The organism is Haliscomenobacter sp., from assembly GCF_041740695.1.
GTDB lineage: Bacteria > Bacteroidota > Bacteroidia > Chitinophagales > Saprospiraceae > Haliscomenobacter.
On the sequence record NZ_JBGSLK010000047.1, the window covers coordinates 1 to 25,356 of the forward strand.

17 protein-coding genes are annotated in these 25,356 nt (G+C 48.4%); 10 read left to right on the forward strand and 7 right to left on the reverse strand.

The features are described 5' to 3' along the window. Positions 1-393 precede the first annotated feature (393 nt). Positions 394-2,151: a histidine kinase dimerization/phosphoacceptor domain -containing protein gene (locus ACEW9O_RS10435; RefSeq protein WP_373550101.1), complete on the forward strand. Its 1,758-nt coding sequence runs from the start codon at positions 394-396 to the stop codon at positions 2,149-2,151. 9 nt (positions 2,152-2,160) lie between these two features. Beyond that, positions 2,161-2,790: a response regulator gene (locus tag ACEW9O_RS10440; protein WP_373550102.1), complete on the forward strand. Its 630-nt coding sequence runs from the start codon at positions 2,161-2,163 to the stop codon at positions 2,788-2,790. A gap of 141 nt (positions 2,791-2,931) precedes the next feature. On the opposite strand, the gene ACEW9O_RS10445 is transcribed toward ACEW9O_RS10440, so the two are convergent. From ACEW9O_RS10445 to ACEW9O_RS10455, 3 genes are all read right to left on the reverse strand, one after another. Then, positions 2,932-6,306, reverse strand: coding sequence for a DEAD/DEAH box helicase (locus ACEW9O_RS10445; RefSeq protein WP_373550103.1), 3,375 nt, complete (start codon positions 6,304-6,306; stop codon positions 2,932-2,934). A gap of 67 nt (positions 6,307-6,373) precedes the next feature. Next, positions 6,374-6,961, reverse strand: coding sequence for a hypothetical protein (locus tag ACEW9O_RS10450; protein ID WP_373550104.1), 588 nt, complete (start codon positions 6,959-6,961; stop codon positions 6,374-6,376). A gap of 436 nt (positions 6,962-7,397) precedes the next feature. Then, on the reverse strand, positions 7,398-8,171 hold the full coding sequence (locus ACEW9O_RS10455) for a hypothetical protein (protein ID WP_373550105.1): 774 nt from the start codon (positions 8,169-8,171) through the stop codon (positions 7,398-7,400). Positions 8,172-8,464: 293 nt separating this feature from the next. Between ACEW9O_RS10455 and ACEW9O_RS10460 the strand changes: the two genes are divergently transcribed. The 7 genes from ACEW9O_RS10460 (at position 8,465) to ACEW9O_RS10490 (ending at position 17,592) form a co-directional block, all read left to right on the forward strand. Beyond that, positions 8,465-11,242, forward strand: coding sequence for a T9SS type A sorting domain-containing protein (locus ACEW9O_RS10460; RefSeq protein WP_373550106.1), 2,778 nt, complete (start codon positions 8,465-8,467; stop codon positions 11,240-11,242). A gap of 182 nt (positions 11,243-11,424) precedes the next feature. Next, positions 11,425-11,799 (forward strand): hypothetical protein, encoded by a 375-nt coding sequence (locus ACEW9O_RS10465; protein WP_373550107.1) that lies wholly within the window; start codon positions 11,425-11,427, stop codon positions 11,797-11,799. A gap of 11 nt (positions 11,800-11,810) precedes the next feature. After that, positions 11,811-13,400 (forward strand): FAD-linked oxidase, encoded by a 1,590-nt coding sequence (locus ACEW9O_RS10470; RefSeq protein WP_373550108.1) that lies wholly within the window; start codon positions 11,811-11,813, stop codon positions 13,398-13,400. A gap of 132 nt (positions 13,401-13,532) precedes the next feature. Continuing rightward, positions 13,533-15,287 carry a phospho-sugar mutase gene (locus tag ACEW9O_RS10475; protein WP_373550109.1) on the forward strand — a complete coding sequence of 585 codons (1,755 nt, stop codon included), beginning with the start codon at positions 13,533-13,535 and terminating at the stop codon, positions 15,285-15,287. A 55-nt stretch (positions 15,288-15,342) separates the two neighbouring features. Continuing rightward, positions 15,343-16,251 (forward strand): S1/P1 nuclease, encoded by a 909-nt coding sequence (locus ACEW9O_RS10480; RefSeq protein ID WP_373550110.1) that lies wholly within the window; start codon positions 15,343-15,345, stop codon positions 16,249-16,251. A gap of 6 nt (positions 16,252-16,257) precedes the next feature. Then, positions 16,258-16,479 carry a hypothetical protein gene (locus ACEW9O_RS10485; RefSeq protein ID WP_373550111.1) on the forward strand — a complete coding sequence of 74 codons (222 nt, stop codon included), beginning with the start codon at positions 16,258-16,260 and terminating at the stop codon, positions 16,477-16,479. Between the two features lie 93 nt (positions 16,480-16,572). After that, positions 16,573-17,592, forward strand: a complete 1,020-nt coding sequence (locus tag ACEW9O_RS10490) for an exo-alpha-sialidase (RefSeq protein WP_373550112.1) — start codon at positions 16,573-16,575, stop codon at positions 17,590-17,592. 6 nt (positions 17,593-17,598) lie between these two features. Here the strand turns inward: ACEW9O_RS10490 and ACEW9O_RS10495 are convergent, their stop codons facing one another. The 3 genes from ACEW9O_RS10495 to ACEW9O_RS10505 form a co-directional block, all read right to left on the reverse strand. After that, positions 17,599-18,252: a hypothetical protein gene (locus tag ACEW9O_RS10495; protein WP_373550113.1), complete on the reverse strand. Its 654-nt coding sequence runs from the start codon at positions 18,250-18,252 to the stop codon at positions 17,599-17,601. Positions 18,253-18,421: 169 nt separating this feature from the next. Then, a complete protein-coding gene (locus ACEW9O_RS10500) occupies positions 18,422-19,288 on the reverse strand; it encodes an alpha/beta fold hydrolase (RefSeq protein ID WP_373550114.1) in 867 nt (288 codons plus the stop codon). A 118-nt stretch (positions 19,289-19,406) separates the two neighbouring features. Next, the gene (locus ACEW9O_RS10505) at positions 19,407-19,604 is read right to left on the reverse strand and encodes a hypothetical protein (RefSeq protein ID WP_373550115.1); all 198 of its coding nucleotides are present in this window, start codon (positions 19,602-19,604) and stop codon (positions 19,407-19,409) included. Positions 19,605-19,783: 179 nt separating this feature from the next. On the opposite strand from ACEW9O_RS10505, the gene ACEW9O_RS10510 reads away from it, so the two are divergent. After that, positions 19,784-20,986, forward strand: a complete 1,203-nt coding sequence (locus tag ACEW9O_RS10510; RefSeq protein WP_373550116.1) for a hypothetical protein — start codon at positions 19,784-19,786, stop codon at positions 20,984-20,986. 176 nt (positions 20,987-21,162) lie between these two features. Here ACEW9O_RS10510 and rpoC read toward each other — a convergent pair. Further along, positions 21,163-25,356 (reverse strand): DNA-directed RNA polymerase subunit beta' (gene rpoC, locus ACEW9O_RS10515; RefSeq protein ID WP_373550117.1); only part of this gene is annotated, 4,194 nt, incomplete at its 5' end.

Below are 25,356 nucleotides of genomic sequence, written 5' to 3' on the forward strand. Positions count from 1 at the left end.
ATAATCAACAGCAGTTGATTGATCACAACGTGGCAGCCTTCGACTGTTTTTGGTAGCTCCAACTCAATGTTTTTGATGCCCTAAGATACTTTTTATTTTCATATTTAGCAGCCGCCGAAGGCGGCTGCTAAATAGTTACAAATTTTGAAAAAAGTCCAATTGAATTGGTTCCAGAATCTGCTTATTGATCGTGTTTTACCTGGACTAGATTTTGATGTTTTTTTGGCTTATTTTTGTAAAAATAATCGCCAGCTCATGGAGCATCTTCTTGAAGGAAAGCATTGAATTGAGGTAAATTCAGGCAATTCGCTGCAATTGCGTTTCACATCCCGACCAAAACCTTTGACAACTTTATGAGCTGTCCAAAAAGGTGGGAGTCTGCAAAGTAATTTTATGTCAAAGCATCTTGTCCTTACTTGCTTGAAGGTGACGCTCCTGATAAGCCTGTATTTGTGCCCAGTTGTATTCAGTCACGCACAAGAAAAATCTATTGCTTCACAAGTACAAGGCTTAATCGACAAAGCTTGGGATTTATCACTTGTTGGTCATGATAGTGCGCTAATTCTTGCGCAAAATGCGCTCAAAATTTCTCGACAGAACAACTACCATCTCGGAGAAGTAATAGCCAGGGAATCCATGGGATTGTATTATGAAATTGTTACCGGAGACATTGATAAAGCCAGTGATCATTACTTCAGTGCCATAGCGCTGTGCGAAAAAAACCAACTGGATTATATTTCTTCTTTATACCATACGCTTGGCGTGATGTTCCATACTACCGACAATTACGACAACGCAAAGCGCTATTACAATTTATCGCTGGAAAAAGCAGCAGCAGCAGGAGATACGATACTCATTAAAAAATGTTTGATCAATTTAGGGTCCGTCTATTCCTCTCTTGAAGACTTTGCAAAAGCTGAGGAGTTAATGAAGCAAAGCCTGGAGATTCCCGGACAAAAAGAAATGAACTATTCGACCTATGGAAATTTGGGCCATTTATATGTAAAACAGAAAAAATTCGATCAAGCGATTCCTATCCTCCTCAAAGCAACAGAAGAAAAGCCGGATAACCCTGATCCCGATTTAAACCTCTATTTCCTGCTACATGCTAAAACCATGGCAAAGGACAGCAGCAACATGAAAAATGCTTTGGTCAGAGCAAAAAGAGTGGCAGCTAGTGGCAATTATGGACTTCGGGACCAAAGTCTGCTTTTTCGCAGCATTGCAGATTACCTGGCATTCACAGGCAAGTACCAGGATGCGCTATATTATCGGGATAAATACATTGAAGTATTTGAACAGATAAAGGAGAAACAACGGGACCAAATCGTACTGGACATGGAATCCAAATACGAAACGGGAAAAAAGGATGCACAACTCAAAGTATTGCGATTGGAAGCAGAAAAAAAAGAACAACAGATGCGTTTGTATTCTTTTTTAGCGCTTACTGGCCTGATCATTGCAGGGCTGGTGGGATTCTTTCTTTACAAGAACAGGGAAAAAAATAAACTATTGACCAGGCAAAAAAAGAAGTTGGAGGAGAATGTCGATGAAATTAACTTGTTGCTGAGAGAAGTCCACCATCGCGTAAAAAACAACTTGCAGGTGGTCACGAGCCTGCTGAATATACAACAACGGACTATATCGGATAAAAAAGCCCAGGAAGCTATTCAAGAAAGTAAAAACCGGATCGAATCTATGGGACTCATTCACCAAAGCTTTTATCAGAATAAGAATCTGGGTGAAATCAATACCCGTGAGTATATTCAGAACCTGGTCCATCAGCTCTTTGAAAGCTACAGCACCGGTGAACAGCGTATTGAGTGGGAAGCCAACGTGCAAGACATCTACCTGGATATGGACACCTTGGTTCCCTTGGGCTTGATTATCAATGAAATGATTAGCAATACCCTGAAACACGCTTTTGGTGAAAATCAATCTGGTAAACTTTCCATTTCTCTGGAACGGAACAATGACCAAATTAAACTGGAAATTTCAGATAACGGAACTGGGCTAAATGGTATTTTTGCGCTGGAAAAATCCGGGTCCTTTGGTTTCAGTATGATCAAGGCTTTTGTAAAAAAGATCAACGGAAGGTTGAAATTGTTGGATACAGAGGGTACCACCTTTCAAATTGAATTTGCAGTGTGATTCATTATTATGACTCGAAACATTGAAGCTATCCGCATTCTGGTGGTTGAAGACGAGCCTTTCATCGCCTGGGATATTGCTGACTTTCTCCGGGAAGCCGGATATGAAATTCAGGATATCTGTTATGACGCGGCGTCGGCCACGGAAAGCATTGAAAGAAATAAACCGGATCTTTGCCTTCTTGACATCAATTTGGGAAAAGGGCCTGACGGTATCTCTCTTGGGCAGACCATCAACAGCAAATGGCAGATCCCCTTTATTTATCTTACTTCCTACACGGATGATGCTACCCTTGAACGAGCAAAAAAAAATATGCCCTATGGATATATTTCAAAGCCCATACAATTTGAATCCCTAAAAAGTACAATTGAGATCACCCTTCATAATTTTAAAAACCGAAATGCGCCCCAGACATTTTCCATAGAAAACATCAATAAGGCCCTGGACGCGGAGTTGACTCCAAGAGAATTTGAGCTGCTCAAAGACATGTATGAAGGAAAAACCAATCAGCAACTGACGCTTATCCATTTTATCAGCTCGAATACCGTAAAAAGCCATGTGCATCGGATCTACGAAAAATTTGACTGTCACACCCGGTCTGCAGTAATTGCGAAAATCAGAAAAATCCTGACCGATTGATTGCATTGTTAGCAGGTCGCTACGCGTTTTGTAAACATCATACCGAGAGGCTCTTTCTGGCACTGACCAATCGCAACAATTCATTTTCTTTCATCGGAGCTTCTTTAATATTACAAAGTTAACCTAAACCCCACTAATAATCTACACCCCAAAACACACCCCCATCAATTCCCGATACACCTCATTCCCGCTCAACAGCTCCCCATTCCCCAAAATGATCAACTGTTCCCGCGCCCGGGTCAGCGCCACGTTCAGCTTCCGATCCACTCCTTCCTCCGACAGTGAAATCAGCGAGCGAAACTGATTCACCGTATTGGTACTCAGCGAAATGATGATGATGTCCCTTGCGCCACCCTGGTAGCGCTCCACGGTATCGATGGTAATGCGATCGAGGTCGATGTTTTTTTGCGTGAGTGCCTGGCGGATTTGGGCGATTTGCGCCCGGTAAGGCGTGATGATGCCCAGGCTGCGCGCCGTAAAATTCCGCCCTTCTTGTTGGTACAAAGCCTGGATTTTTTCCACCAATTCCCCCACCAATTCCGCTTCGTAGCGGTTGGTTTTGTGCGCAGCGCCCACATTGTCGAGGGGGGTGGAGCAAAAAATCATCCGTTGTTGGCGCAGGGCCTGTTCCAGTACTGGTGCCTCCAATTCAAGGGGATGTTCTAGTATCTTCACCTGCACCTCGTGCCCGGGCGTATCCGGGGGCAAGATGCTAAGGCGTTCCTCGTAAAAATAGCGGCTGGGGAAAGCCATGATGTCCTGGTGCATGCGGCCCTGGTGGCTCAGTTGGGCGTAGGCGTGGTGCCAGCCCTGGGTTTGGGCGCGTTTGAACAGGCGCTCGAAGAAGGAATTGCGCAGGTCGTACAGGCCAATGTCGTACAGGCGGGTATCGTACACCTTAGACAATTCCATATCCTGGGCCACCACGGCGGGCAACTGTTTGTGGTCGCCAATCAGCAGGAAGTGTTTGAACCTCGGCAGCAAGCCGACCAACATCGGCTCCAAGATTTGCGAAGCTTCGTCAATCACTACTCGGTGGAAACTTTTGAGGGCAAACAATTCAGGTTTGCCGATGATGGAAGCTACCGTGGCTACCATTATCCGGTGCCCTTCCACCAATTCTTTCAGGTCTTTGCGCGTATTGATGCGCTGTGAGAGTACACTCAGGAGTCGATCCTGGTAGGCGGGTGCGGTCGAGTAGCGGGAGCCAATGCGGATGTACTGGCTGCGCATGCTGGGCGCGTAGGCTTCGATGGCCTCACAAATTTCATCCACCGCCCGATTTGTATAGGCCAGGAGCAAGAGGTTATCCTGGGTATGATCGGCCCAATGCCCGACGAGGTGTTTGAGCATCACGCTGGTTTTGCCCGTGCCGGGAGGGCCCCAAAGTAGGAAGTAGTCTTGCGAAGCCAGGATGGATTGGAAAATCTCCTGTTGCTCCTCCGTCATTTCGGCAGGGGCAGTGCTGATGGGAAGTTCCAGTGGGGCAGCGGGTGCAGCGATGCCCAGCAACAATTGGCGTTTAAAAATGCTGCTACTCCCCCACTCAAACAAGCCCCGGTATTGAGCGGTGAAACTGTTGTCGAGCAAGTCGTGCTCCAGGTTCCACCAGGCGTATTCCTTAAAAATCTGGTCGTTGAACTGGCGCGAACGCAGGCTCACCGTCACCGTTTGGGCAGTTAATTCAATAATACTGCACTTGAAGAGCTGGTTGCGCAGGGGCGATTGCTCCTCGTTGACAAAGGGGTACAACACGGCGATGTCGCCAGCGCGGAAGTTGGCCAGCGGATTGGTATGTTCGCTGCGGGTGAACCGAATGATCGCTTCATCCGCCCGCGCCTGATTGTCGGTGATTTGCAGGTGGCTCAGGATTTCAAAATGCTCCTGCTTTTCGTGGAAGGGATTCAGCCAGAGGGCAGCCTGACCATTGATGCTTTCGATGCCGTCCAGCCCGGTTTTGGCCAACTTGTGCTCGCGGGCAATGAAGCCAGTGAAGGCGGTGAAATAGGCCACCTCCAACTCACTCAACGCACTGTACACCCGCTGAAAATGCTCCTGATCGCGCTGGGCAAACTTGCTGGCGGATTGAAAGCGGAAATCAGCCATGAGGTTTTGCAGGCGCTGGGTATGGTCTTCGAGGTTGTCTTCGCCTTGGCCGGGCAAACCCAGTCCTTGCAAGGTGTGTTCCAGGGCCAGGATGTGGTTGCGCACCTGGAGTGCCTCCCACTGGTTGCTGCGGTTGACGGGGGCAAACTTGAGGTTGTCGGTTTCCAGGGCAGAGTACAAGATGTAACTGGTCGGGTCGATTTCCTTGCCGTAAGTGGCTCGAATGATCAGGTCGTAGAGCAGGGTCTGGATGTAGTGACCCGTATTGATTTTGAACTGATTGGGTTTAAAGAGTTTGCCACTTTTGAGTTCCACGATGGCCGATTTGTTGCCATGGCGGTACAGGGCATCCAAACGCCCTTGCAGGCCATGGATGTTGGAATAAAAGGTGGGTTCGAGGTAACACTGTTCGGGGTGAATGCCCTGGGCGGGAAAACTCAGCACGATTTCCCGCTGTAAGTTGACAAAATGGGCTTGGGAGCGGTGATGGAGGTCGGCCAGTTCCCGGTTTTCCAACAAACAGAAAGCCAGGGGATTGAGGGCAAATACTTTTTTAAACACGTCCCGAAAATCCTGCTGGGGATTGTGCATCAGTTCATCGAGGAAAAAGTTGGCAATATGCCCCAGGAGCAAGGCCGAACTGGAGCTAAAGGGTAAAAACTTCTTCAACAAATAGGTTTCCGGCACGGTATGATCAGTGTCGAAACACTCCGCCACGCCGGTTACATCCACCAAATGGTCGGGTTCCACCACAAAAGCTTGCGGGCGGTAATAGCCTTCGGTGTCTACTTCTACTTCCAGCAGATTGAGTAGAATGGGAAAACCAAAGGTTTGGCGCAAGGCCCGGATGGTGGGATTAAAACCTTCATTGCGCTCGGGCAGGTTGTATTTGACGAGGATGTTTTCGTCGGGCCGGCTTTCGTCTTTGACCAGCAGGCATTGCTCCTTAGGACGATCCTCCAGCGCCAGGACCCGCACGACCGGGCGGTATTCCTTGATGTCGACGGGGCGAAAGGTTTGCGGCCAGCTGGGAGGCGTTTGGTTGAGCAGGGCGTTCGGGGCGGGGATTTTACTCAGGCCTTGAATGGTTTCCAAAACTACTTTGTAAGCAAAACCAGGCAAAAAATGGTGATCCGAACGCAAGTCTCCTTTTTGCCGTACCTCCTGGGCCACCTTGCGAAAATGATGCTGGTAAAATTGCAGCTTTTTGTCCAACTGAAACTTTTGCCCCGCGAAGGCCATACGGGAAAACAGGTTCACAAAACGCAGGCGCTCCTCCTTGGTCGCCTCCATCAGCATCACCACGAGCAATTGGTAGCAAGCCTCAGTTTGGGCTGCGGCGTCGAGTTGATCGTTTTCGATGATTTTTTGGAGTTCCCGGTAGAGGAGTTGAGCGAGTTGTGGTGGCATCAGATGGTGTTTAGTTGACAAAAATAAAAATAATGTTTTATTTTTTCTTAAATAAAAACATAAATAATCACTTAAGCTCCAGAAAATACTTAACTTTATTAAGGATGATCCTTAGCGGATGTAATTCATCAGGACAATGGACGTAAACCACCTGATATTGGCCAAGATTCTTCACGTAAATGGTAACATAATCGCCATCCAAACAAGAGTTATTAAACCTTGCTGGAAATCCAGAAAAACCACATTTATTCAAATAATCCTTTATTTCGGCAAAGTTATTAGGATTGGCAGGAAGCGTTTTTTGGGCTAAAACAGAAAAACACGCTGATGTCAGGGGTTTTGAACCAGTATAAGGATTACAGTTTTCATCCAGGATAAAGCGCCTGAATTGTAACCCGGTAATGCCAATGTAATAGGTATCAAAAACTGGGGCCAAAGCCTGCGAATGGCGAATCAATATCTCCACTGAGTCTCCATAGGTGCTTGGAATATCTGTTCGGGCAATGGTACTTCCAATAAAGTTCGAAAAAGGTTTTCCCAAAAAACTAAAATACAAAGAGTCAAAAGTTTGGCGTCGTCTAACTAGGTCAAATTCCTGCTTGAGCTTAATCTTTTGGGCAACAGGTTTAAGCAAGAACAATTCAGCGAAGTCCAAATCTTGGTATTGTAGGGGAAGTCGCTGGTAATTAGCGGCGAGTTGTGCTACGTTAGGTTGTGATTTGGACTTGTCCGAGCTCTGGCAACAACAAAGCGTTAGCATAAAGAATAGGAATAAAACCCTTTGCAAAAAAAATGCATTTAACCCGCCCATAAAATTGCGAAATTTTAGTAACCAGAATTCAACGCGATTGAATTGCCTCCAGCTTTAGCTGGTGGATGCGGTGAGCCTTAGTTTTTGGGCTTTAGCCACATTACAAAATTGAGGTTTGGGCTAAAGCCCATTCAAGGTTTGGCCTTCGCCCCACCAGCTAAAGCTGGAGGCAATTCAATCGAGTTGTATCTAATATTTGGTAATGGGATTACAAAACCTCTGACCGGTAAATCCTTCCATTCACAATATCCTTGGCTTTTACTGGGCGAGAAGCCTCTACCTAGTCCGCAATCCCCGTATAAGAAATTTTCAACATTTTTTGAGGTCCCGATTCTTCCTTACTTTTGGTGATCACCGCCCCCCAGCCACCACCTTCCGAGCGATAATAATAGCTAATGCTGGTCAGTTGCCCAGTCTTGTCTCGTTCCACTTTCAGCTCATCCGACCAGGCCTGTTCCTTTTTGTCGGGGTTGGGAATGATGGTTTCTACGGCGCGATTGGGCTTGGGAAAAAGAAATTTGGGAGGGATGTTCATCAGCAGTTTGGCGATCAAAAAAGCCTCCTGCCAGTTTTGCGTAGGAATGTGGATGGAACTTTCCGAAGAATAAATTCCCCCATAGTCCATCGTGTGCTCTTCATGCAGAACGGTGGCATCGGGAGCTTCCCGCAATTTTTCCACATACGTTTCAATTTTATACTCGCCCTCCGTATTGATGGCTTTTTTGGGTGCCGGAAATTTGGACAAGTAGCCATCAAATACAAAGCCGGTTTTGTCCCCGTACTTCACCTTCGCCATCCCCCCGCTGAGTTGGTCGATGTTCATGTTTTTTGCTGCCGGGGCAGTAATCAAGGTTACTTTTCCACCCAGGGGAACGAGGTCTAATTTGGCAGAATTGGGATCGGCAGATTGACGCAGGTTCAGGCCACTAGGGGCCAGCACGTAATAGGTCGTGGTATCTTCCACAAAGGATGTGCAGAACATACCCAGCAGAACAAACAATAGGGCCATGCCCGCAAGGAGCAGGCGGTGTTTGGATCGAATCATTTGGTGCATAGTCGTTTTTGAGTTTTGTAGCAACAAGATAGCGGGCAAATTAGGTATTCGAGCCTGAGCCTTGGCAATTTTTTTCACGTTCCAAACGCTATTTCATAGTACCACTTTCTGCAAAGCAGTTCGTCCATTCTAACAAAGATTTGATTTTCAGTTTTTTATTCCGATTTTATTGCTTGTTCCAGTTGTTTAAAGTGGGACACTCCCCGTTTCTATTCTTTTTATTTTGCAGCCAGAAAATCAGTGCACTACCCCAAAACTTTTTCAATTCATTCATGCTTCTAAATAACCGATTTATGATCAGACGCTTATTCCCCCTACTGCTGTTGATGCTGTTTATTGGGCTCAACTTTAGCCAGGCCCAAACCACCAAAATCAAAAAAGTAGTCTTCCAGGGTTTCTGGTGGGACTACAAAAACAACAATTATCCCAATGGCTGGGCCAATTACCTGGCCGAACTCGCACCTCGCCTCAAACAAATCGGGGTAGATGCCGTTTGGGTGCCACCCTCTTACAAAAACCAGTCGCCAACCTGGGTAGGTTATGGCCCCATGGATCACTACGATCTGGGTGACAAGTACCAAAAAGGTGCCCCCACCACCGCCACTGGCCTGGGCACCAAAGACGAATTTTTGCGCATGATCGCCGTGATGCACGCCAATGGGATTGAGGTAATCCAGGACATCGTGCTCAATCACGTAGACGGCGCAGGCACTACCAGCGGTGCCGGAGGGCAAGACCCGAATGCCTTGTCCATGCAAAGCAATGGAGGTTACAAAAACTTCCGCTACACCAGCTACGCCACTCCTGCCATCGATGAGTCGCAAAATGACTACTGGACGCGCAGTGGCCGCTGGGCTAAAAACTACCGCAACTTCCACCCCAACGACAACAACAATTGTACTACGGGGGACATCTGTTCGGCCTATTTCGGGCCTGACATCGACTTTAGCGCCACTTCCTATGGCCAAAGCTCAAACATACCCAATTCGGGTACCCCAGCGGGTTACCCGGCTACCCGCCCCTACTACAATCCCGCTCAGGGCTATGATTACATGTACAATGGTTCCATCGACTGGTTGAAATGGTTCAAAAAACAAAGCGGTGTGGATGGCCTCCGTTGGGATGCCGTAAAACACTTCAGCATTTACCCCCAACGCGATGGCACCCGTCGGGTGAAATATGACCTTGGCTGGGCCAACGGCGGGTATTCCATGCTCAACATCGGCGAATGGATTGGTGGCACGGGCGACATAGATGGTTACGTGACCAACATGGCCCAAGCCAGTGTAGGTTATGGCTACGAAGAACACACGGGTACTTTTGATTTCAGCCTGCGCGCTTATGGCTCCGGCGGAAGTTTGTACGAAATGGTGACCCAAAACATGAGCGGCGGCTACAACCTCGCCAACCTGCCCGGCCTGCAACAAAACAAACGTTACAATGATTATGGCTCCCCCTCGGCCAGGGTTCATCGTACCATTCCCTTTGTGAACAGCCACGACACTTATCGCCCATATTTGGCCGCCAATGGCAATTTCCTGAAGGGACTGGGTGACGCAACAGGTTGGAACGAAGGCCAGGAACTGGGTGGCAATGGCAAACACATCGACCCCCGTGAGCCCCGTATGGCGGCTGCTTATGCCGTAATTATGGCTATGGATGGCAACCCGATTGTCTTTTTTGAAGACCTATTCAACATCGGCACTACGGGCAAACGTTTCTCACACATCCCAACCAGCACTACCGACCTGCCCAACTGGAACGACGTAGACAACCTGGTTAAATGCCACCAAAAATTGCAGTTTAAAGAAGGCATTTATAAAGTGCGCAGCTCCGAGGCGAGTGCATGGTACCCAGGTGGGTCCAGCGCCAACAACCACCTCGTGTTTGAGCGCAGCGCCAAAGCCATCATCGGCGTGAATGACCAATACAGCAGCGATCAGGAATTGTGGATCGATTCTGATTTTGCTCCTGGCACCATTTTGATGGATTACTCTGGTGCCAATGGCACTACAACTTCCACCGTGCAGGGCGACAAGCGGGTGTACATCAAAACCAAAGCAGTAGGGCACGGTATCACTGGAGTGTATGGCCACGGCTATTCGGTGTGGGCACCTGTGCCTGGCAACATCCCATTTACCACGGTTGCCAACATGTTCGCCCACCTGAACTATACCCCTCAACGCAGCGTGGTTACCGATCAGGAATGGGAAATGGACAACGACCTGGGCGATAGCCACTGTAGCTCCCTCGGACAAGGGGGTCGTACGCCTGACAACTCGCCGAACGACCGTGTGGTGGGTAAAATTTATGCCAAATCCAGCAGCACGGTGAGTTATGCTATCACTTTGGGTGCGTCTGGTAGTAGTCTAACCATCAATTTCTGCGATCTGGCTGGCAATGTGGTTCATGCCAAAAGTGGTAGCACGGCCAGTGTAACGGGTAGCTTTAGCAACAGTTCCAATCGCTGGTTGACCATTAAAATCCGCAATACCAATACAGGGTACAATGGGCAAAAATGTTACGTGAAAGTGAGTTACTCAGCACCAGCCACCATCACGGCGTCCAGCACCCCTGCGGCCACCACCAAGTCGATCTGGACCAGCAATGGCGGCTCTAGCAACTGGAACGATTGCCGCAACTGGGAGGAGGGTAAAATTCCTAGTTGTACCGCCGCCGTGTTGATCCCACACGCAGTCAAGTACATGCCTGTGCCTGATCCTTGTTATACCGGTACCATCACCAACCTGTCTGGGGCACCGATGCCTTCCAAACTGGATCAAAATGGTTTGCGTACTGGTGCATTGCCCAGCCACTTTGAGTTCAACGCCCAAATTTACCCCAATCCAACTGATGGTGTGAGTACCCTGAATGTAGAAACTTCAATGGAATCCTCCGCCCTGCTCAAAGTGTACAACACCCAAGGGCAACTCATCGCTACAACCAAACATCAGCTCTGGAGTGGCCAAAATACCCTCAGCCTCGACCTACAAGACCAAAGCAAAGGCATTTACTTACTGGTGTTGGAAACGGCGCATACCCGTTGGCATGCCAAGTTGAGTAAATTTTAATAGCCTAAACTATCATTAGCTACACCTCAAGTATATCTGCAAAATGAAAGCAGTGTATACTTGAGGTGTTTTTTTTTATAAATAATACATTGACCTCTTGATTTGTTTTTAATTATCTTATAGATTTGTGCTCTATACCTGAAGCAGGTGTAAAAATTGTAAAACTAAAAACACCAAACCCCATGTTACCCAAAGTAACTCCTCTAGCTTTCTTGGGCTCCTTGCCCTTTACAAAGCTCATTTGCACAGCTTGCCTGCTGTCGCTTTTCACTTCCTGTTATTCCGTGCGCATTGCCAGCCAGCACAGTGTTCCTGAGCCGGACATATCCACCAGCACAAGTGGATATTACGCCAACAAAAAATTCACTGTACTGGATACCGTCATCAAGATACAACTGATTACCAAGGATTTTACCTTCAATGTTCCTTGCTCAAATGAGGGGTTGTATTCCGTAGAGTACAAAGTCAGTTTTGGAGGACTATTGTTGAGCGCTCTCACTTTTGGCAGGCACCGCAAAGTTAAAGTCACCTACGTTTGCGCCAAAGAACAAAATTAAACCCCATTGATATGGCAAAGACCAGCACCAAACCCATCACTTCTTGGCAAAATTTTCATTTAACGGGCACCTGGCCGGCAAAATTGCTACTGGAAACCCAGTTGGAAAAACGACAAATCATGCCAGACCCTCTGGAGCGTTATCGCGACGCTGCCCAGGAAATTCAACGATTGTTGCAAGAGTCACTCGATACCGGAGAAGGATTTAGAGCACTAGGTTCGAAGTGGTCTTTGTCCAATATTGCCCACCACGAAGAGCGGATGCACATCAATCAAAAGATGAACCTAAAAATTCCGATAACTGCCCGGGATTTGCATCCTGACTCCGGGTATGACCGAAGAAACCTTTTTCTACTCGAGTGTGGCAACGTGATCAAAGAAATTTCCGAGTATCTGTTTGATTTGGGCAAATCATTAAAAACTACGGGCGCCAGCAATGGCCAAACCATCGGCGGTGCAGTTTCGACCGGGGTACACGGTTCGGCGATCGATGTTGGATCGGTACAAGATTGTGTAGTGGGCCTGAATTTGATCATTGGCCCCAATCCTGAAGACATTGTTTATGTGGAAAGAAGCAGCAAGCCCGCGCTCAACGATGCCTTTGCCGAGCAATTGAATGCTCGAGTCATTCGCAATGATGACTTGTTCAATGCTGCGCTGGTTGGTTTGGGTTCCTTTGGGTTCATTCATGGCGTAGTGATCGAGGCAGAGGATTGTTTTCTTTTGCACCGCCACGTTAAGTCAATTGATAAAAACCTTGCCCTTCAACTGGCCGACACGATGGATTTTTCGGCCCTGGCGGCTATCATTCCCGAGGAGATTGATCAAATTCGGCCTTACCACTATAAAATTTATGTCAATCCTTACCGGGATGATCCCAACTACATTGTGGAAGCCTGGTACAAAAAGCCCTTTCACCCTGAGTATCCCGACCCGATTCCACTGATCAGTGAAGCGCTTTACCTGGACATCATCAAATGTTTCAACAAATTGATTCGGAGCCACAGCAGAGAATTGATCCCAAGAATGATTGATATTTTGCAAGACACTGCCTTCCCTGATCCCAATGAATCCCTCATCGGGCCTTTGAAAGACTTGTGTTGGGATGCAATCAATCAAGGGCGAGCTTTTGCTTGTTCAGTAGGGATTGACCATGCTGATACTTCGCGAGCATTAGCCGCATTGGTCGAGTTGGGCAGACGAGAAGGCCCTGTACCTGGAATTTTCAGTATGCGCTTTGTCAAAGCTTCGGCAGCTACCTTGGCTTTTACCAAATTCCCGATTACTTGTATGATGGAAATTGATGGATCTGGCTGGGACGGTTCACGTAAACTAATCAGTCAGGAAAGGTATTACAAGCGATTCATTGAAACATTACAGGCGCACGATATTCCTTTTACCATTCATTGGGGAAAAAACGGCGCTTGGGATTTTCCAGGTTTACTGGAACACATGTACGGCGATCAGGAACCACAAAAATGGAAAACCTACCGCAGCGCTTTACTTGGCCCCGACATGGCCAAGGTGTTTTCCAATGACTTTTTGCGAACCATTGGTCTGGCAGATTACATCGGAGACCTTCCGCCGGATTTGTTGACATAAATTTAACCCTGCGCTGAGTAATTCGAGAAAAAAAGCACTGTTTATAACGGTGCTTTTTTCTTTTTTGCCATTAAAAACCTAGTTTTACACTTGTCTAACTTTTCATTTGAAACAGTCCGAAAAGCGCCAACCATGTCAAACGCAATTGATGCACCAACCCGCCAGCGCATCCAAAGCTGGCTCGATGGCAATTACGATGCCCAAACCAAAGCAGCCATTCAGGCCCTCCTAGATGCCAACAATGAGACCGAACTCATCGATTCTTTTTACAAGGATCTCGAATTTGGTACCGGAGGATTACGCGGCATCATTGGGGTAGGCTCCAATCGGATGAACCGCTACACCGTAGGCGCCGCTACCCAGGGCCTGGCCAACTACCTGAACCAGAGTTTTCCAGGCACGGAAATCAAAGTGGCCATCGCGTACGATAGCCGCAACATGTCGCCGGAATTTGCCCGCATTGTGGCAGATATTTTTTCAGCCAATGGCATTAAGGTCTTTTTGTTCAAAGCCCTCCGCCCTACTCCAGAGTTGTCCTTTGCCATTCGGCATTTGGGTTGTCACAGTGGAGTTGTGATCACTGCTTCGCACAACCCCCGCGAGTACAATGGTTACAAGGCGTATTGGACCGATGGCTCCCAGGTGGTAGCACCACACGACGCTAACATTGTGGCTGAAGTCAACAAAATCCAATCCGTAGCAGACATTCATTTTGATGGCAATGCCGACCTGATCACCATGATTGGGGAGGAAGTAGATGCAGCATTCCTGAAAACCATCCAGGCTAACAGCATCAATCCAGCGGTGATTAAGCGCCAGCACGACCTCAAAATCGTGTTTACCCCGATTCATGGTACCGGTATTACGCTGGTGCCCAAAGCGCTGGAGCTAGTCGGTTTCACCAATGTCCATATCGTAAAGGAGCAAGCTGAACCCGATGGGAACTTCCCAACCGTGATATACCCCAACCCCGAAGAACAAGAAGCCATGTCTATGGCAATGCAGCAAGCCAAAGTGATGGATGCTGATCTGGTCATCGCCACCGACCCCGATGCCGACCGCGTGGGGGCAGCCGTAAAAAACCAGGCGGGTGAATGGCAATTGTTGAATGGCAACCAAATGGCCAGCCTGATCATTTATTACCTGCTGCAAGCCTGGAAGGATGCGGGCAAATTGCAGGGTAAGGAGTTTGTGGCTAAAACCATTGTCACAACCAACATCATCGACGCCATGTGCGCCGCTTACGGCGTGCCTTGCTACAATACTTTGACGGGTTTCAAATACATCGCGCAGGTGATTCGGGAACTGGAAGGCAAAGCCAAATTCATCGCGGGGGGTGAAGAAAGCTACGGCTACCTGATCGGGGATGCGGTACGGGACAAAGACGCCGTGGCCTCTTGCGCCATGATCGCCGAGCTCACCGCCTATGCCAAAGATCAGGGTTTGAGTCTGATCGACTTCCTCACCCAGATGTACCAAAAGCACGGTTTTTACTACGAGGGTTTGATCTCGCTGACCAAAAAAGGCAAAGCCGGGGCCGAAGAAATCCAAAAAATGATGGCGGACATGCGCAGCAACCTGCCCAGCTCGGTAGCGGGATCGGCGCCAATCGAAGTACTGGATTACAAAAACCTGACGAGCAAAAACCTGCGTTCCGGAGTAGTGACCCCTATTCCTCAAGGCATGGGCATCGAACCTTCCAATGTGATTCAACTGATTTTGGAAGACGGCACCAAAGTGTCGGCGCGTCCAAGTGGTACAGAGCCAAAAATCAAGTTTTATGTATCGGTCAATACCCCTTTGGACAAACCCGAGGATTTTGACGCCACCCTGGATCGTTTGAAGGCAAAAGTGAAGGCGATACAGACAGATTTGGGATTGATGTAGGTGAAATTTTATTGTTGAATAGGGCATCCACAAAGCGATGCCCCTACGATTTTTTATGAAAAAAATACTCTTTTTGGCCCTTGCACTGATGGCAACGGTACAAGCCAAAGCCTGGTGGGACCACGGCCATATGGTAACGGCAATGATTGCTTACCTCAACCTGAACAAAACCGCCCGCGCCAAGGTCGATTCCTTGACCGCAGTATTGAGGCGGGATTATCCTCAGGTCAACCATTTTATCGTCACTGGCCCTTGGCCAGATGACCTCAAAGCGGATGGGGTGCATGCTTACGATACCTGGCATTACACCGATATTCCAGTCAATGTAGATGGTATTTCCGTACCGGATCAACCAGAAGTGGACATCGTTTGGGCCATCAATCAAAGTACAAGCATCCTCAAAGCAGCACAGTCGAAGCCAGTTGAAAAAGCACGGTTTTTGGCTTTTTTAACTCACTTCGTCAGCGATTTGCACCAGCCGTTGCACGCTACTTCCCGCTTTACCAATGATGTACCCGGTGGAGATGAAGGAGGCAACCTGTTTCCACTCAAGGGTACCTGGCGCAACTTACACGCCTTGTGGGACGATGGCTGTGGTGCACTGAGCAAATACAACGATCTTCGCCCCTTTGGCAAACCCAAAGTGCCCCTCACCGAAGCTCAAATTGAAAGTGTTCGTGATCTGGCCAAAGACCTAATGAAGCAATATCCTGAAAAAAGTTTCTCAACTCTGAGCACCCTTGATCCCGATTTTTGGGCTTTGGAAAGCAATAAACTGGCGGCCAAATATGTCTACGGCGTAAAAGGCAAAGACGATCAGGGACGCAACCAGTACCTCCGGCCCAATGATGAGCCTACGCCGTTTTATTTGGAGCAAGGGCAAGAGATTGTTCGTAAACAGTTGGTTTTGAGCGGCTACCGTCTGGCGGCGATGCTTAATGATTTGTTTGGGGAGAAGAAGTAGTTCCTTATGCAAGAACTCATCAATAAAAACTGGGATTACATTCTGTATCAGGATAAAACTGATTACATCCTGGACGTTGTATGTGGCACGGTGGCCATTTACACGATTGAGTTCAAGCTGGACGAAACAGAAAAAGCTGGGTTTGAGGCAGAAGGAGAACGGTTTCTGGATCATTTGGCTTGGAAAGTCCGGGATTATCCGGAGGAATACATAAAGCGTCGGGTTTAACTTGACAACAAGGCTTTTATAAAGACGAACAGATCAAATTGTACGAATCCGAAGGGATTCAAGTACTTTGGTGAAATTTCAAAATTCTGTAGAATGCGTTACCTAACTCTCGCGCTGCTCCTGTTCAGCCTCAACCTTTCGGCCCAAAGCACCAACTTCAAATCCGAGTTCATCTACGAAACTGCTCCTTTCCCCTCCTGCCATGCCTCAACCATTGCAGAAACGCCACAGGGTTTGATCACGGCCTGGTTTGGCGGCACCCACGAGCGGCACAAGGATGTAGGCATCTGGACCAGCCGTTTGGTGGATGGCAAATGGACCGCTCCGGTGGAGGTTGCCAATGGTGTACAAAATGAAACGCTGCGTTATCCCTGTTGGAATCCCGTTTTGTTCCAAATGCCGGGTGCAGAATTGCTGTTGTTTTACAAAGTAGGGCCAAGCCCCGCCGAGTGGTGGGGCATGCTGATGCGCTCCACCGACGGGGGCCAAAGTTGGTCGAAATCCGAAAAACTCCCCGATGGCATTCTTGGCCCCATCAAAAATAAACCCGTTTTACTCCAGGATGGCACCCTGCTGTGCCCCAGCAGTTCCGAGCATGACGGCTGGCGGGTACACTTTGAGCTAAGCAAAGACGCAGGGCGCACCTGGAGTAAAACTCCCGCCATAAACGATGGCAAAGAATTCTCAGCAATTCAGCCCAGTGTGCTGTTCCACCCAGATGGGCGTTTACAAATTTTGTGTCGCAGCAAAAATGCCTACGTGCTGGAAGCTTTTTCAGCGGATCAAGGTAAAAGTTGGTCGCCCCTCAAAAAGACCAGTTTGCCCAATCCCAACTCGGGCACCGATGCCCTGACCCTAAAAGATGGCCGCCAACTCATTGTCTACAACCACGTGACCAAACGCAGCCGCCAATGGGGAGGTGATCGTTCTCCCCTGAACATTGCCCTTTCCAAGGATGGCAAAAATTGGAAGCAACTAATGGCCCTGGAAGAGGAGCCCAAGCAAGAGTTTTCCTACCCGGCCGTGATTCAAGGTTCAGATGGTCGTATTCACATTACTTACACCTGGAAAAGGCAACGCATCAAGTATGCTACATTGCTGTTAAAGGAATAATTGAGCTCAATCAAGGTATACCCCCGCATAACCATAAAGGGCCAAAATACCGCCTACGGGAATTCCTTTGACCCAAACGGACAGCTCCTTCGTATCGTTCTGCAAAAGCTCGGACCAATCCTGTTTAAAGCGGTTCAACCAACTCAATGGCGTGGCCTCTAAGCCATAACAACATTTGTAGAGTGATCCAACATAGGCATAGGTTGCCGCATTTTCTTCGCCTTCAAAACCCATACCTTCAAAGTAGCGGATGCCTTCGCCATTGGCCGCCAACACTTGTTGGTAGTACTGGCCATTTTGCAAACCCCATTCAACAAATAACAGTCGGGTGCTCCGCCCAGGAGAGTGCAACAAGGCCAAATAATCACCCGGCTCATCCAAAGGGCTGAGGTAAATGTCGAAACAGTCGAAATGGAGGATGCTCAGGTTGCGAAAATCGGCTTCCTGGGCAAAGAGGGGGAACTGTGCTTCAGCTTTTTCAATAAACAAGTGCTCCAGGGTAGCTGAAGCTCGTTTTTGGGATTCGATGCGTTGGAGTTTCAGCTTGTCTTGCAGCACGGCTGGGATTGTGGGGTCTCCGCGGAGGTCTACAACTGGCTCAGCGGTACAGGCACTGACCATGAGGATTAATCCAAGGTAATACAATACAGGGTTTCGCATGGCATCTATATTTTGATACTGCGAAACTAAGGGCTGATTTTGGGTAAAAGAACGACAGAAACAAGGGCTATGTTCCCACTTAGATTTTAGGTTAAATTTAAATTATTTTTTATTAAAAAATGATTATCAAATACTTACATCAGAGCTCAATCGTATAATGTTCCCTTAATCAAGGCATGCCCAATGCCTCCAAAATGGCCTTACGGGTATCATCTGGGTTCATAAAGGGGATCAAATGTCCCCACTCAGGTTTGACCATCATTTTGAGTTGTTTTGGGTGGATGTTTTTTTCGCTGAATTCGATGTTGGAAGCCGGAGCAAGCATGTCCTTTTGACCATGTAGATGCATTATAGAAGTTTGTAAGTTGAACCAGTCTCCTCGCATTTTATCCAACTCGGCAGCATGTGAAAACTTCTCGGCACCAGATACCCGCCAGGCTCCGGAGAGCATCCAGCGGGTTGCCGTCCATTTGCCAATATAAGAAAACCAAAAGATGGGTTCGTTGTCTGGATCATTCACTGGCGCCAACATGACGACCGACTGGATTCGTTCGGGGTATACCATCGCCGTTTTGGCCACAATAGGCCCTCCATAGGAATGCCCCACCAAGACTACTCTGCGACCAGGGTATTGATCCATCACCGTTTTGACCGCCTTGGCTTGCTCAGCAATAGAAGTCATGGCTTTGCCATACAAAGAATAACCATAACCCGGTCGATCCATGGATACCAAAATGGCGCGGTTTAAAAGTAAGGAATCGGCCTGATAGCGGAAAAAGTCTTGAGCGGAACCTGGCGCGCCGTGTACAAACAACACCAGCGGCGCATCATTCCGCAGGGTATCCCGGCCTGTTTCAATCCAGTGCAACTGGCCGTCGGCATAGGGCTGCGTATTGATTTTGGCAACTGTATTTCGCTTTTTGAAATAAGCCTGGGTCTTTTTGTCAGAAGAGCGGAAACCGGATTGCATGTTGTAGATAACAAAGCCGAGGATAAGGATAGCGAGGCCGAGGAGGATACGGGCTAGGAGTTTCATGGTGGTGATTTTTAGGTGGATTTAGGTATACACTGCGCGCAGTGTATATACCCAAAGTGAATGCTTTAGCAGGAGCATTGGTTTAGTTTTTTCCCATATTTTATCAAAAATAGCTTCTTCACTCCCCCACCCTTTTCGCTTCTTCCAACATTTTTTCTAAACTAGCTTTTTCATACCACTTCCCGCCCTTAAACACCCCAGCTATCATAAAGGTGAGTTTGATGGCGTCGTACCCTTCAGCCTTGAAACGTTTGATTGCGGAGAAGGTGATTTTCAGAAAAAACAAGGTGCACAAACAGACAATATAGCGTAGCATGCTCTTTTTGTGGGCTAAGGTCGGGAATTGGAGGGAGATGAGATTCCCCTGGAGTGGGGGATTCAAAATTAAAAGTTAAATGGCCCTGGATTTCCCTGTTTTATTAAATTTTGACATGATCCATTTTTTTCATAATTTTAAGAAAACATCTATTCTTAAACGAAGAAAATCATGTAGTTATGAAACTTTTATCCCTTTTTTCTTCTGCACTAATTTTCAGCCTACTTGGAATAACTTCTAACCAATTGGCTGCACAAAACCAAATTGTAGGCACCTGGTACTCCAATGGCCGGGCGGAAATCCCCTGCACCATTACCCAGCAAGCCAACAATCTGATATTTACCATCGGAACCAACAGCAGCAATGGGTATTTCACCAATGCGACCACCGTTTTTGCGACCCAATGGAATGCCTCCGCTACACTAACCACTAGTGGCCAGGGCTTGCTTTGGAACAATCAGATTTGGACGAGAAGCCCCTTTTCCGGGTATCCGTCCATCGCAGGAAGCTGGGGCTTGGCGGCCTACCCTCAAGAACTTTATCCAGTTGAACAAGACAACACTTTTTTCACCCTCACCTATCAGGGAAACAAATTGCCTGGTTTTTTTACCAGTGCCAATACCATCACCATCCCCGAATGGAACAATGCCATTGCCAATGTATCCCCTGATGGCAATTCTATAACCTGGAACAATCAGGTTTGGATCAAAAAGTCGGGTACTACTTCGCCTCCTGTTAACATTCCGCCTATCACTCAAAAACTTTGTCGCGCGGAATTGTCCAGCTTTTACTTTGCCGCCCAAGCCCTGGGAACGGTTTGGGGACGTTTAGCTACCGCGCCACCAATGTTGACACCAGATGCCGTGGCCGCTTGCTCCGACGCCTTGAACACCCTGGAAGCCACCTTGGGAATCATCCAGTGTATTGGATTTGATCGTGGCCGGATTCAAAACTTACGCGGTGCATTGGCTGCTACTGGAACCCGACAACTGATTGTCGAAACAGAGAGCCTGATCCGGGATTTACAAGCCGTGGTACAAAACCTCAGACTAAGCTGCGACTACAACGTAAACTTCAGTGCACTTTACATTGGGGGTATCCACTTGGGGGCAGCGCAAGCCTGGGCCAGCAGCCGTCAGTGTATGCCAACTCCTATGCCGGTAGCAGTCCAAAATGTGATTCAGAACCATTTGACAACTGCGAGAAACGCCTTGAACCCCTATAGTGCGAGTATCCCTCAATTTGACCTTAGTGCTTTTGGTCGGATCAATTTGGGGAGTATGAACTCGATTTTGCCGCAGACCCAAATTGCGGGAATTGAAACTCAGTTATTGTGGGCCATTGCCTTGAGTGAAGGTTGTTGTACCTGTTCGGGAGGGTAAACGAGGGTGGCTGTAATGGTTGATAGGGAAAAAAAACAGGATGGATCGGCGTTATGCCGATCCATCCTGTTTACTTATCTTCAAGACTGAAGTCGTGGTTTGGCGGAGAGTGCGGGTAAGATGTTCAGCCCGAAGCTCCATCACACCCACACTTTCACACGATCACACCTTCACACTCAATCTTCATCTTCCATGTCGTCGAACTGGTGGTAGCGGGACTCCAGTTCAGCTGCACGGTCTTTGTGCGTTACGATGATGTTGTCGAACTTGCGTTGGCCGGTACCCGCTGGGATACGTTTGCCGACGATGACGTTCTCTTTCAAGCCCATCAGGTTGTCGGTTTTGGCGCCGATGGCGGCCGTACTCAACACCTTGGTGGTTTCCTGGAAGGATGCAGCCGAGATCCAGCTGTTGGTGCCCAAGGAAGCCTTGGTGATCCCCAACAATTGTGGGCTGGAAGTAGAAGCTACCGCATCGCGGTATTCTACCAACTGGCGGTCATTGCGCTTGAGGAAAGAGTTTTCTTCCCGAATTTGGCGCAAAGTCACCAATTGGCCTGGCTTCAAGCGGTTGGATTCACCGGACTCCACAACGATTTTCTTGTCGAAAATCCAATCGTTTTGCTCCAGGAATTCCATTTTGTCCACCGTTTCACCTTCGAGGAAGCTGGTATCGCCTGGGTCTTCGATCAACACACGGCGCATCATCTGGCGTACAATCACCTCGATGTGTTTGTTGTTGATGGTGATACCCTGTGAGCGGTATACTTCCTGAACATTATTCACGAGGTACTGTTGTACCGCAAATGGGCCTTTGATGGACAGGATGTCGCGTGGGGCGATGGTACCATCGGAAAGAGGTGTACCAGCGCGTACGAAGTCGCCATCTTGTACCAGGATGTGTTTGCTCAAGCCAATCAGGTACTTTCTGATTTGGCCATCTTTGGCGGTTACGGAGATTTCGCGGTTACCCCGTTTGATCTTGCCGAAGTTCACCACACCGTCGATTTCAGAAACGATGGCGGGGTTAGATGGGTTACGTGCTTCAAAAAGCTCGGTTACCCGGGGCAGACCACCCGTAATATCCTGGATCTTACCGAGTTTCCGTGGAATCTTGGCAATTTTATCGCCCGCAGTAATGGTTACGCCATCTTCAATCGAGATGTACGACCCTACTGGCAAGGTATACGTTTTGAGTTCTACTCCGTCGGGGCTCATGATGAAGATCACCGGAATTTTCCGCTTGTTCTTACTTTCAATGATGACCTTTTCGGAGAAGCCCGTTTGTTCGTCACGTTCAATCCGGAAGGTAACCCCGTCTTCGATCGAGTCGAATTTGGCGATACCCGAGAATTCGGAGATGATTACTGCGTTGAAAGGGTCCCAGTTACAGATCATTTGACCTTTGCTAACGATATCGCCTTCCAGTACACTCAAGGACGAGCCATAAGGTACGTGCATGGCAACGTATTGCTTGCTGGTCTCTGCATCCACAATCCGGATTTCACCAGTACGAGACAGAACTACCCGTGCACCGTTTTCATCGGGAGCTTCGGTCAGTTTGACGCCATCAAATTCAATTTTACCAGCGAACTTGGCAACGATCTCAGACTCAGTTTTGGACAAAGATGCCGTACCCCCTGTGTGGAAAGTACGCAGGGTCAACTGAGTACCCGGTTCACCGATGGATTGTGCTGCAATGATCCCCACTGCGTCACCTTCTTCAGCAATCCGACCATTCGCCAGGTTTTTACCATAACATTTGGCACAAACTCCACGCTTGGCTTCACAAGTCAATACTGAACGAATGGTGATGGTTTCAACACCAATTTTTTCGATGTATTCAGCCGTCTTTGGATCGATGAAATCACCTGCTGAGAGGATGAGTTCTTCGGAAACGGGATGTACAATATCGTGCAAAGTGTAACGACCTTCGATACGGGATATCAATGGCTCAATCACTTTGTCGTTGTCTTTGAGCGCCACTGTTTCCAGGCCACGCAAAGTGCTACAGTCTTCTTCCAAGATGATTACGTCCTGAGCAACGTCCACCAAACGACGGGTCAAGTAACCTGCGTCAGCCGTTTTAAGGGCGGTATCCGCAAGACCTTTACGCGCACCGTGTGTAGAGATGAAGTACTCGAGAACGGACAGACCATCCACAAAGTTGGACAAGATCGGGTTTTCGATAACCGCACCGCCCGTGTCACCAGACTTACGTGGTTTGGCCATCAAGCCCCGCAGACCACACAACTGTTTAATCTGTTGTTTGGAACCACGCGCACCAGAGTCGAGCATCATGAACACCGAGTTGAAGCCTTGCTTGTGGCTGGCCAACTCGCGCATCAGGGTATCGGTAATGCGGTTGTCCGCATACGTCCAACGGTCGATGATTTGGTTGTAACGCTCGTTGTTGGTGATCAAACCCATGTTGTAGTTGTCCCACACTTCGTCTACTTCACCTTGCGCTTCTTCCAGGGCATCTTGCTTGATGGAAGGCGTGATCAAGTCGCCGAGGTTAAAGGACAAACCACCACGGAAGGCCCAAGTAAAGCCCATGTCCTTGATGTCGTCGAGGAAATCGGCGGTCACCGCAAAATCGGTACGTTCGATGACTTCACCAATTACCGCCTTCAGGTTTTTCTTGGTCATCAAGGTGTTCTGGAAAGGTACAGCAGCAGGCATTACCTCATTGAACAACACCCGTCCCACGGTAGTTTCAGACAGTTTTTTGACTATCTGCCCGTCTACTTCTACAGGAACGCGTACTTTGATTCTGGCGTGCAAGTCTACCTGGCCTTCGTTGAGGGCAATGATCACCTCTTCAGGAGAGTAGAACTTCATGCCTTCCCCTTTCACGATGACATTACCAACGGTTTTTCTCTCCTTGGTGATGTAGTACAGACCCAATACCATGTCCTGTGAAGGCAGGGTAATCGGCGTACCGTTTTGAGGGTTGAGCATGTTGTGCGAAGAAAGCATCAACATTTGAGCTTCCAAAATCGCCGCCTGGCTCAAGGGTACGTGTACCGCCATCTGGTCACCGTCGAAGTCGGCGTTGAACGAGCTACACACCAATGGGTGCAACTGGATTGCCTTACCTTCTATCAAACGAGGCTGAAAGGACTGGATGGACAAACGGTGCAAGGTTGGGGCACGGTTGAGGAGCACAGGGTGCCCCTTCAGGATATTTTCGAGGATTTCCCAGATTACGGGATCCTTACGGTCTACGAGTTTTTTTGCCGATTTAACCGTTTTCACGATACCGCGTTCGATGAGTTTGCGGATGATGAAGGGTTTGAACAATTCGGCAGCCATCCCTTTGGGCAAACCACACTCGTGCAGTTTCAAGGTTGGGCCTACTACGATTACTGAACGACCGGAGTAGTCTACCCGCTTACCCAACAAGTTTTGACGGAAACGACCTTGCTTACCTTTGAGGATGTCACTCAAAGATTTGAGTGGACGACCTCCTTCTGCTTTTACAGCATTGGATTTGCGAGAGTTGTCGAACAAAGAGTCGACCGCTTCCTGCAACATCCGCTTTTCGTTGCGCAGGATGACCTCAGGGGCTTTGATTTCCAACAGACGCTTCAAACGGTTGTTGCGGATGATCACCCGGCGGTACAAGTCGTTCAAATCGGAGCTGGCAAAACGACCACCATCCAATGGCACCAAGGGGCGCAATTCTGGTGGAATAACGGGCAAGTATTGGATTACGGCCCATTCGGGGCGGTTCTCCATGCGGGTTTGTCCATCGCGGAAAGCTTCCACTACGCGCAGTCGCTTGAGGGCTTCTGACTTACGTTGTTGGGAAGTTTCGTTGGCAGCCTGGTGACGCAAGTCGTAAGAAAGTTGATCCAACTGCAGGCGGTTGAGCATGTCGCGCACCGCTTCAGCACCCATACGGGCGACGAATTTGTTGGGATCGGAATCTTCCAGCATTTGGTTTTCTGCTGGCAGTGATTCCAGGTGTTCCAGGTATTCTTCTTCGGTCAGCAGGTCGTTGTTGCCAAGACCCTCGTTGCCTTTAATCCCTGGTTGAATCACCACGTAGCGCTCGTAATAAACAATTGACTCCAATTTCTTGGAAGACAAGCCGAGCAAATAACCAATTTTATTAGGCAGTGATTTGAAAAACCAAATGTGCACCACGGGTACGACCAGTTTGATGTGGCCCATCCGCTCCCGGCGAACTTTTTTCTCGGTTACTTCAACCCCGCAACGGTCGCACACGATCCCCTTGTAGCGGATTCGCTTGTACTTACCGCAATAGCATTCGTAATCCTTGACAGGCCCGAAGATGCGCTCGCAGAATAGGCCATCGCGCTCGGGTTTGTACGAGCGGTAGTTGATGGTTTCTGGCTTGAG